The 9,192-nt window shown below is 41.1% G+C and carries 8 protein-coding genes; 6 read left to right on the top strand and 2 right to left on the bottom strand.

Annotated features, from left to right (window positions below; genetic code table 11):
- The first annotated feature begins 259 nt into the window (after positions 1 to 259).
- Together CWC28_RS19170 and CWC28_RS19165 are read left to right on the top strand one after the other, a co-directional pair.
- Complete coding sequence (locus CWC28_RS19170) at positions 260 to 814, top strand: cytochrome b (protein WP_063529650.1); 555 nt, start codon at positions 260 to 262, stop codon at positions 812 to 814.
- A 1-nt stretch (position 815) separates the two neighbouring features.
- Positions 816 to 1,394, top strand: a complete 579-nt coding sequence (locus CWC28_RS19165; RefSeq protein ID WP_063704580.1) for a YceI family protein — start codon at positions 816 to 818, stop codon at positions 1,392 to 1,394.
- 61 nt (positions 1,395 to 1,455) lie between these two features.
- On the opposite strand, the gene CWC28_RS19160 is transcribed toward CWC28_RS19165, so the two are convergent.
- Both CWC28_RS19160 and CWC28_RS21965 read right to left on the bottom strand, forming a co-directional pair.
- On the bottom strand, positions 1,456 to 2,319 hold the full coding sequence (locus CWC28_RS19160) for a TIGR02285 family protein (RefSeq protein ID WP_138625627.1): 864 nt from the start codon (positions 2,317 to 2,319) through the stop codon (positions 1,456 to 1,458).
- 113 nt (positions 2,320 to 2,432) lie between these two features.
- Positions 2,433 to 2,600: a hypothetical protein gene (locus CWC28_RS21965; protein ID WP_165381452.1), complete on the bottom strand. Its 168-nt coding sequence runs from the start codon at positions 2,598 to 2,600 to the stop codon at positions 2,433 to 2,435.
- A gap of 362 nt (positions 2,601 to 2,962) precedes the next feature.
- Between CWC28_RS21965 and CWC28_RS19155 the strand changes: the two genes are divergently transcribed.
- From CWC28_RS19155 to CWC28_RS19140, 4 genes are all read left to right on the top strand, one after another.
- Positions 2,963 to 3,538, top strand: coding sequence for a dienelactone hydrolase family protein (locus tag CWC28_RS19155; RefSeq protein WP_063704584.1), 576 nt, complete (start codon positions 2,963 to 2,965; stop codon positions 3,536 to 3,538).
- A gap of 45 nt (positions 3,539 to 3,583) precedes the next feature.
- Positions 3,584 to 4,531, top strand: coding sequence for an acetoacetate decarboxylase (locus CWC28_RS19150; RefSeq protein WP_138625626.1), 948 nt, complete (start codon positions 3,584 to 3,586; stop codon positions 4,529 to 4,531).
- Between the two features lie 2 nt (positions 4,532 to 4,533).
- A complete protein-coding gene (locus tag CWC28_RS19145; RefSeq protein WP_138625625.1) occupies positions 4,534 to 6,765 on the top strand; it encodes an NAD(P)-binding protein in 2,232 nt (743 codons plus the stop codon).
- A gap of 142 nt (positions 6,766 to 6,907) precedes the next feature.
- Positions 6,908 to 9,172, top strand: coding sequence for a TonB-dependent receptor (locus CWC28_RS19140; protein ID WP_249324986.1), 2,265 nt, complete (start codon positions 6,908 to 6,910; stop codon positions 9,170 to 9,172).
- Positions 9,173 to 9,192: the final 20 nt, after the last annotated feature.

Raw genomic sequence — 9,192 nt, 5'->3', positions numbered from 1 at the left:
AAATTTATCAGTTTATGAATTAGACGCTTTTATTAACGAGGATTCATACTACTGCTAGCACCTAGCACCTAGCACCTAGCACCTAGCACCTAGCACCTAGCACCTAGCACCTAGCACCTTCTTTTTCCTTTCCCCTTACAACTTTCCTCTTTCCCTGGGTGTGCATATACGCACAGAAGCTGTTCGTTTTACGCTATTTTAATTATATAAGCCGTCATTTAAGATGTATCTAGTTTCACGATTCTCATGGGAAATGAGTATGTTAAAGAATTCAAAGTCAAGTTATGGCTGGGTGGCCATCTTAGTGCACTGGTTAATGGCACTTGGGGTGTTTGGTTTGTTTGGCTTAGGCGTTTATATGGTTGAGCTAACTTATTACGACGCTTGGTACAAAGGCTCTTTGGACTTGCATAAAAGCGTGGGTATTACCTTAGCGGCATTGTTGTTGTTTCGATTTGGTTGGCGCTTATTAGGTACTCAACCTGAGCCTGTTGCAGGTAGCTCAAAAGCAATGAATCATGTTGCTCACTCAGTCCATAAACTAATTTATTTAGCTTTAATCGTCATTGTGACATCTGGCTATTTAATCTCTACGGCTGATGGCCGTGCAATTGAAGTATTTAATTTATTTGCTGTGCCGGCATTACCAGAGTCGGTGGCGAACCAAGAAGATATTGCAGGTAAAATTCACTTTTATGCCGCGTATGGGCTAATAGCTGTGGTTGTTTTACATGCTTTAGGGGCACTAAAACATCATTTTATCGATAAAGATAAAACCTTAATTAGAATGATCAAACCATTGAAGGATGATTAACATGAAAAAATTACTATTAGGCACAGCACTAAGTGCTGCACTTTTCTCAACAGCAAACGCAAATGCAGCTGACTACGTTATTGATACAGACGGTGCCCACGCATTTGTTACATTTAAAATTAAGCACTTAGGTTACAGCTGGTTACATGGTCGTTTTAATACTTTCTCAGGTGATTTTAGCTATGACGATAAAGCGCCAAATGCGTCTAAAATTAATGTAACGATTGAAACTAAAAGCATCGACTCAAACCATGCTGAGCGTGACAAGCACTTACGCAGCAAAGATTTCTTAAATGTTGATAAATACCCAACTGCAACATTTAAAAGTACCTCAATCAAATTTGATGAAGAGGGTGATGAAGCAGATGTAACAGGTGAATTTACCTTAAATGGTGTGACTAAAACCATTACTTTTGAAATTGATAAAATTGGTGAAGGTAAAGATCCATGGGGTGGTTACCGTGTTGGTTTTGAAGGTGAAACAAGCCTAAAACTAGCTGACTTTGGTATCGACTACAATCTTGGCCCTGCTTCTACGCATGTTGATATTGGTTTATTTATTGAAGGTGTGCGTAAGTAAGCACCATTCATACGACCACCAATTCGCTTTACTCTCGGATTGGTCAATATAAAAGTGCCGCTCAATGAGCGGCACTTTCGTTTCTATCTTTTAACCTCTTTTCTAAAATTGGTTGCAAATTATCGGGTAGCCAGCGTACTAAAACGTCATGAAAAGCATCTGTATGCGCTATTTTTTCAAGGGTTTCATCTAATAATTTTGCTGTTTCTTTACCTTGTTCGTTGTTTGTACAACCTATGTAACCAACACTTAATGCAGGTGCTTCAGTGAGTGACAGTTGGGTCAATTCATCTTCAAAGCCCATAGAATGCGCCAAATAGTAATGCTCGCTTGGGTAGCCAAGTAATATATCAATACGCTTTTTTTGTAGCATATAAGTCAAGCTTGCGAGGGTGTCTCTACCAGGGCGTGAGATGATATTTGAATCATGGCTTTCGTTAATCACGCTATCAATATGGGCGCCAAAAGAGCGGCTCATTGATACCCCTAATGCCAAGTGTTTATCGTCTAATAACGATTTTAAGGACACTGGTTTTGTGACGTCTAACTCAAGTTTTGCGGCTAACTCTTTACGTATGGCAATAGAGGGTGATAAACCCACTGTTGATGAGTGTTTCGTAAACTGAATATGCTGCTTACGGTGTTCGTTTTGATACAACGACAGCATACAGTAATTGTTGTGCGGGTTTGATAGTTCATGCACGGCACGACTAGCCGGCAATAAAGTGCGTTTAAATGACACTTCAGGGAGTGCTTTTTCTAGTAATTTGATCACACTTTCATCACGACCTGTGCCTTCGTACTTATCATTCATGATGTAGTAGGGGGCAAAATCGACCATGATCCACTCAATGGTCTTCGGTTGCTTGGTTGCAGCAACGGGCAGGCAAAAAAGTAATAGTAAAATAGACCACACACAACGCATTTTTACTACCTATTTATGGGCTAAAAATATAAGTGTAGCAGGAATTTAGCTATATGCAGGCTGGTGGTGAAAACTAAAACGCCAGCTTGTTGGCTGGCGTTTATCGGTAGGGTTTAGTTGGCTTTTAACCACTTCACAAATTGGCGTGCATCACTGGCCTTTTGGAAGATGGCATTTTTTAAGCCCTGCGTGTCACTAAAAATTACACGCTGTTTATTTACCGAGATTGATTGCACTGGATGTGCGATCTGGATCAAAGATCCGTTGTATTTATATGACATAATAAAACTCACTCTTTCTTTTGTCAGTGTCTGTAGAGCTTTAAAAGGCATTTAAAAATACAGACCGACATTTGTTGTCTTGCTAACAGTGTTGACTAAGTTTGTGACAGTTTGGTGATGATTTGAAAATTCATCGAAATGTCATTCAGCAAACAAGCTGCAAGTATTTATACGAATATGCGGGAATTACTGGATCAAGGTAAGGGGTTAACCGCGTGGTTTCTAAGAACCAGACAAGTAGATTACTGTAAGAATTAACTAAGCGCAAGGTTTATTTTTTAAACATCAAAAATAATTTCTGGATGTTTAACAGAAACAGGCGTATTGTGATTAGGCACAAAATAACAATAAGAAGTATGCTTATGAATTACCTTTTGGTGTCAGATATATTTGGTAAAACAGCGCATTTATCGCTGCTTGCTCAGCAGCTTCGCGGTAAAGTGAGTCTTTGCGATCCCTATTTAGGAGAAATTCAGCTCCCTATAAACGAGCAGTTTCAATATCAGCATTTTATTACTCATTGCGGTCATGATAGTTATTTTGAACGGGTGCATGTCAAAATGGCCGCTATTCGTCAGCCAACCACCATTATTGCATTTAGTGCAGGCGCAGCGGCTGTTTGGCGAGCTCAAGCAGAGTTAAAAAATTCATTCATTAAAAAAATTATTGCCTTTTATCCATCCCAAGTCAGGCATCATCTTGAGCTTGAAGCCAAAGTCCCTTGCCGATTTATTTTTCCTCACAGTGAAGAACATTTTGATATAAAGCCTGTGATTGCAACATTAAAAAGTAAAGCGAAGGTGAGCTGTGAAATAGCCGACTTTGGACATGGTTTTATGAATCCATTATCTGAAAATTTTAATCAGCTTGGCTATCAGCAATTTACAGAACAACTGTTAAAAGAAAGTTGTCATCTAGAAGTTGCCACCAACCATTAAAAACTAGTCTATAGTCATTACTAAACAATAATATAAGTAATGACTATGACGGACCAATCAAATTACAGCCACTTCTTATCTAACCCGGTTGCTAAACCACCTTGTCGAATGATCAATGCGCAAATGTACGGATTTTTTGTTGCTGGGTGTGAGCAAAAAATGCAGCAGTATGTTGATGCAACTTTAAATTTATTAGCAACCGAATCAACCTCGTTTAATGTGTTAGGGAGCACGTGTTTACTTACCTTCACTGATATCGAAAACATTTCTTCGTTAACGCCACCGTTTTCAGAGCATGGCTGGATGCAAGAAACTGATATTATTATTTGGCTCCCAGTAGCAAAAATGCAAGGTGGAGATATTAGTCATTTATATTGGTATCCGGCATTTATTAGCGTCAATAACATTTATGCTTTGATTAATGGCCGAGAAGCCTGGGGCTACAATAAATACCTGTGTGAATATCAAATGCCTGCGACTGTGAGTGATGCGGGCGCCTTTAGTATTTCTTTAGAATGTTTTGATGTGTTTAACCCAGACTCTAAATTAGCAATGCATGAGCTATTAACCATTGAGCAAACACAGGCAAGTACCAAGGAAAACCTACTCGATAACTTATCGCATTTTTCTAAACACGTTACCGATTTGTTTGATGCGCAAATTAAAGGCATTGATTTATCGCTTCTTAAACAATTGTTAGACGGGTTTATTCATCCGCAGATGGATCAGATTTTGTTTAAACAATTTCCCGATGGCCAAGGAGATAAAGCCGTTTATCAAAGCGTGGTTCACTCACCATCGTTAATCAAAAAAATTCACCAATTAAAACTTTTACACAATGATTTTAGTTTGGATGTAAAAGCTCTTGCGAGCTTTCCTCTGAATGACATGTTTGGCATTGCACTTGGCAAACAAGCGGTTCATTTACCTTTTTACGTCAATATGGACTTTGATCAGCTTGGCGCAACACAACTGTTACCAGTACAGGGGTAACCATGGAAAAAGAAAAAATCACCATTGTAGGTGGCGGTGTTGCAGCGATGACTGCGGCAGTGTACCTAACCGAGCAAGCTAATTGGCAAAGCCAGCGCGAGATTACCGTTTATCAACAGGGTTGGCGCCTTGGCGGTAAAGGGGCGAGTGGCCGAAACGCCCATTTTGGACAGCGAATCGAAGAGCATGGTTTGCATGTTTGGTTTGGCGCCTACGTGAATAGCTTTCGCACCTTAGAAGGGGTGTATAACTCACTCAATCGACCTGCTAGTTGTTCATTGGCTACTTGGCAGCAGGCATTTAAACCACACAGTTTTATTGCCTTACAAGAGTTTATTGATAACGAATGGCAAACTTGGCCGATAGATTTTCCTACCGTTGAAGGGAACCCCGCTGATGGCAGTCTAGATATAACAGTGTGGGACTTTGTCACCATGACATTAGCATGGCTAAAAAAATGGACCGAAGGCATTGAGCATGTTTGTCAGCAGCAAGATGCTAAAACCATTTTAGTGACTAAAAAATCACGGGATCAATCGTTACTCAAACACATGTATCAAGAGATCAAAGCAGACATTGATACCCATTTAAATGGCGCAAAGCAGTTTATTGATGATATTGAAGCAGGTGCGGCAGAAATTGCCTCGAACCCACGAACACTGATAACTCATTTGCTGCAGTTCACCGAAAAGCAGGCCACCCATACAGATAAACAGGCCGATCGGCTGGTGATCTGGTATATCGTCAGAAAGTTAAAACGTTGGTTTAAAGACCAAGTTATTGATTTACTCGATGACAACCCGGAGCTGCGCAGACTTTATATTTGTGCTGATCTTGCGATTGCAATGCTCACCGGACTGATTAAAGACAAAGTATATCGCGACGGTTTTGGTGTCATTAATTGCTACGATTTTCGTCAGTGGCTCGAAAAAAATGGTGCGAATAAAACTTACAGTGTCGATTCAGCGCCAGTGCGCGGCTTTTATGATTTGGTGTTCGCTTATCCTAAAGGTGACTTTAGTAAACCCAATGTTGAAGCCGGCGTTGCCGCCCTTGCTATGTTACGTATAGGTCTTTGCTATAAAGGCGGCGTAATGTGGAAAATGCAAGCAGGCATGGGCGATGTTATTTTCGCACCAATTTATGAACTTTTAAAGCAGCGCGGTGTTAAGTTTAAGTTTTTCCATCAGTTAACTAACTTATCTGCTGGGCAAACTGCCCAAGGTGAGCCGCTGGTGAGTGAAATTGAGCTTTGCCAACAGGTGAGTTTAGTTGGCCAAGATTATCAACCGCTCATTGATGTAAAACAGCTGCCATGCTGGCCAAGTGAGCCACTGTATGAGCAAATCAGCCCTGAACAAGCGCACTTATTGCAAGAATATCAAATTAATTTAGAGTCATTTTGGAGTAATTGGCCAGAGGTGTATCAAGAACACTTTAGTACCCCATTGCCAACAGTGACGCTTCGCTATGGTATTGATTTTGATACACTGATTTTAGGTGTGTCGGTTGCCTCTCTTGAACACGTTGCCTCTGAACTTTTAGCTGTAGATTACGCGCTTTCTCAACAAGCAACAAAAGTGCAAAGTGTGGCGACTCAGGCTTGCCAAGTATGGTTGAATAAAACCGACGCACAACTTGGCTTTACACAAACTAATGCTGCTCATGAAGGGCCTATTTTAAGTGGCTTTGTAGAGCCGTTTGATACTTGGGCTGCAATGGGCAACTTGCTCGATAAAGAAGATTGGCCAAGTGACAACTCACCAGTTAATGTTGCCTATTTTTGCAGTGCGTTTAGCTGCGAAAACTACCCACCTGCCAGTGCACATCAATTCCCAGAGCAAATGAAAGCCGAAGTAAAATTGAATATGCATAATTTGTTTAGCTCAGATATGCGGCCACTTTGGCCTGAAGCCTATACTGATAACAAGTTTGATTGGCAGGTTTTTTACAGTGATCCGCATAGCATTTTACCTGTACTAGAGCAGCAATATTGGCGCGTAAATGTCGATCCCAGTGAGCGCTATGTCCTATCTGTGGTTGATTCGAGTAAATACCGCCTTGCTACAGATGGCAGTCAGTTTGTCAATTTGCGCATCACTGGCGACTGGATAAAAACAGGGGTTAATGCGGGCTGCGTTGAGGCTGCTGTGATGGCCGGTATGCAAACAGCCCGGGCACTATGTGGTTGGCCAAACGAAATCAGCGGAGAGCATGCATTCGAAAAAGGATAGTGTGAGCAAAGTTGTAAATAAGTATGCGTATAAGTCATGAATTTTCATGATTTATATGCGACTTTAATCTATTGTTTGGTCTATACTTACCACTAAATTACAACAATTTAACAAGTTTCCCTCTTTTAAGGTCTAAAAGCCAATGAAGCGTCCTTTTCTTAAAGATCCAAAGTTTATGATGTTGTCGAGCTCAAGCTTGGCGGCATGTGTAATGGCAAGCGCTGTTGCACAAGGAGCTGAGACTGAAAAAGACATGGAAGTTATTAGCGTTTATGCACAAAAGCGTCCGCAAGCAATTGAAGACGTGAGTGTGGCGGTAAGCCAAGTGAATGGCGAAATTTTAAAAGCTCAGCATTTTAAAGATTCAACTGAAATTGGTTTGTTTGCGCCAAACGTTAAAATCACCCAAAACGCCGCAGAAGGGACGCCTCCCGCTGTGAGTATCCGTGGGGTGGGGTTACTTGATTATAATACGGCGAATACCTCACCTGTTGCCATGTATATTGATGGTGTTGCGGTGGGGTCTGCCAATAATCAAATTGTTAACTTGTACGATATTGAACAACTCGATATTTTACGCGGCCCGCAGGGTACCTTGTTTGGTCGTAATTCTACCGGTGGTGCAATACTAATACGCTCAAATCGCCCTGAGTTTGATAGCTATGGCTCGCTAACATTAGGTGCTGCCAATAACAACGCCACCAGCATCGATGGTGTGTGGAACCAGCAACTCTCAGACTCCAGCGCAATGCGTATTGCGGTTAACTATCAAGACTATGAATATTCAACAAAAAATACTTATGCAGACTCACCAACAGCAGGCATGGAGCAAAAAAATGCCCGTGTGTCTTTTTTGTCCGAGTGGGATGATGTTGATCTTTACCTGCAAGCGCATATTGAAGATTGGGATGGTATTGCCCAGCCAGTTGGTAGTATTGGTATTGTCGCGAACCCTTTAACGGGTGAGCTGTGTTCACCAGCAGATGCGGGCTCAATACGCTGTTTTGATAACTTTGGTTTTAATGATGGCAGTGATGATTTTTTTGCTGTGAGTGTCAATAACGACTCACCTCATAAATCTGATGGCTACGGTTTTATCGCCGAAGTGAATTGGCATTTAAACGAGCGAAGTACATTTACCTCACTTTCGAGCTTTAACGATTTAGAAAGAAGCCACGCTTTTAACTGCGATGGCTCGCCAGCTCGTTTGTGCGAAGGAGTATTAGGGCTAGATACCCAACTATTCAGCCAAGAATTCAGGTTATTAAACGAACTTGCTGATTACACACTAACCAGTGGTGTTTATTTTGCCGATGAGACGATTGAGCAAGATAATTTAAATGATATTTTGCGTGATTTCCGGGGTATTTTACCGACAAACTTAACCGCGACCTTTATTTACGATAACGAAATCAAGATGCAAAATTTGGCTGTATTTAGCCAAATTGAAGTACCAGTCGCAGATAGATGGATGATCACAGCCGGTCTTAGATATGACTATGAGTCACTTGAGTATGACTCAATCGCCACGTTAAATGCGGTGGTTGATGTGAATGACTTAGACGGAGTGCTTGTACCATTTTATCGCGTTACCGATGAGCAATCAGACAATGGCTTTACTGGTCAATTTGCCGTTAATTATCGCTATTCAGATGCAAGCAATCTTTATTATCGTTTTGCTAATGGTAGTAAAAGTGGCGGTTATAACGGCGGCTTTTTGTCATCTGAAGAACAAGCAATCTTAGCAAACTACGGCAAAGAGCGCTTGAATGCCCATGAAGTCGGCTTAAAGTCGTTCTGGCCTGGGAAGCAACTTAGAATGAATTGGGCGGCGTTTTACTATGACTATAACGACCAACAAGTGTTTATGAATCAAGCCTCAGAAACACCGCAAATGCCCCCAGTGCAATTACTTGAAAATGTCGCTGATTCAACTATTTATGGCCTTGAAACTGAAATTAATTACCAAGCAACTAAGCAATTAGCCATGCTACTTTCAATAGGCTATATCCCCCATGCTGAATTTGAAGAATACGTTGACCCACTTGGCAACAGTATTACCGATAACCAACTGCCATTTACCTCTAAATGGAATGTATCAGCGGGATTAAAATACGATACCAGCTTGGCGTCGTATCCGTTATCGGCCAACATTATTTACGATTATCAGTCTGAGTTTTATTTTGACCAGAACATGAACCCATATGCCCGCCAAGACGGCTTTAGCATTGTTAATGCGCATCTAAAATATGATGTTGATAATTGGTCATTTATTTTATGGGGCAAAAATTTATTTGATACTGAATACAGTCAGTTAAAGTTCGATTTAAGCTCGTTCCTAGGCATGCTTGAAGACTTTAAAGGGGAAGGGCGTCGCTATGGCTTTGATGTTTCACTGCAATTCTAGTCGTTGTCATCTCCAAAATG

This window comes from Pseudoalteromonas sp. S4492, assembly GCF_005886115.1.
GTDB lineage: Bacteria > Pseudomonadota > Gammaproteobacteria > Enterobacterales > Alteromonadaceae > Pseudoalteromonas > Pseudoalteromonas gelatinilytica.
This window is presented reverse-complemented; position numbering and strand designations above follow the sequence as displayed.

Excerpts from the sequence above, each read along its gene's own strand:
- CWC28_RS19170 (WP_063529650.1), top strand. The coding sequence starts at position 260 with ATGTTAAAGAATTCAAAGTCAAGTTATGGCTGGGTGGCCATCTTAGTG.
- CWC28_RS19165 (WP_063704580.1), top strand. The coding sequence starts at position 816 with ATGAAAAAATTACTATTAGGCACAGCACTAAGTGCTGCACTTTTCTCA.
- CWC28_RS19160 (WP_138625627.1), bottom strand. The coding sequence starts at position 2,319 with ATGCGTTGTGTGTGGTCTATTTTACTATTACTTTTTTGCCTGCCCGTT.
- CWC28_RS21965 (WP_165381452.1), bottom strand. The coding sequence starts at position 2,600 with ATGTCATATAAATACAACGGATCTTTGATCCAGATCGCACATCCAGTG.
- CWC28_RS19155 (WP_063704584.1), top strand. The coding sequence starts at position 2,963 with ATGAATTACCTTTTGGTGTCAGATATATTTGGTAAAACAGCGCATTTA.
- CWC28_RS19150 (WP_138625626.1), top strand. The coding sequence starts at position 3,584 with ATGACGGACCAATCAAATTACAGCCACTTCTTATCTAACCCGGTTGCT.
- CWC28_RS19145 (WP_138625625.1), top strand. The coding sequence starts at position 4,534 with ATGGAAAAAGAAAAAATCACCATTGTAGGTGGCGGTGTTGCAGCGATG.
- CWC28_RS19140 (WP_249324986.1), top strand. The coding sequence starts at position 6,908 with ATGAAGCGTCCTTTTCTTAAAGATCCAAAGTTTATGATGTTGTCGAGC.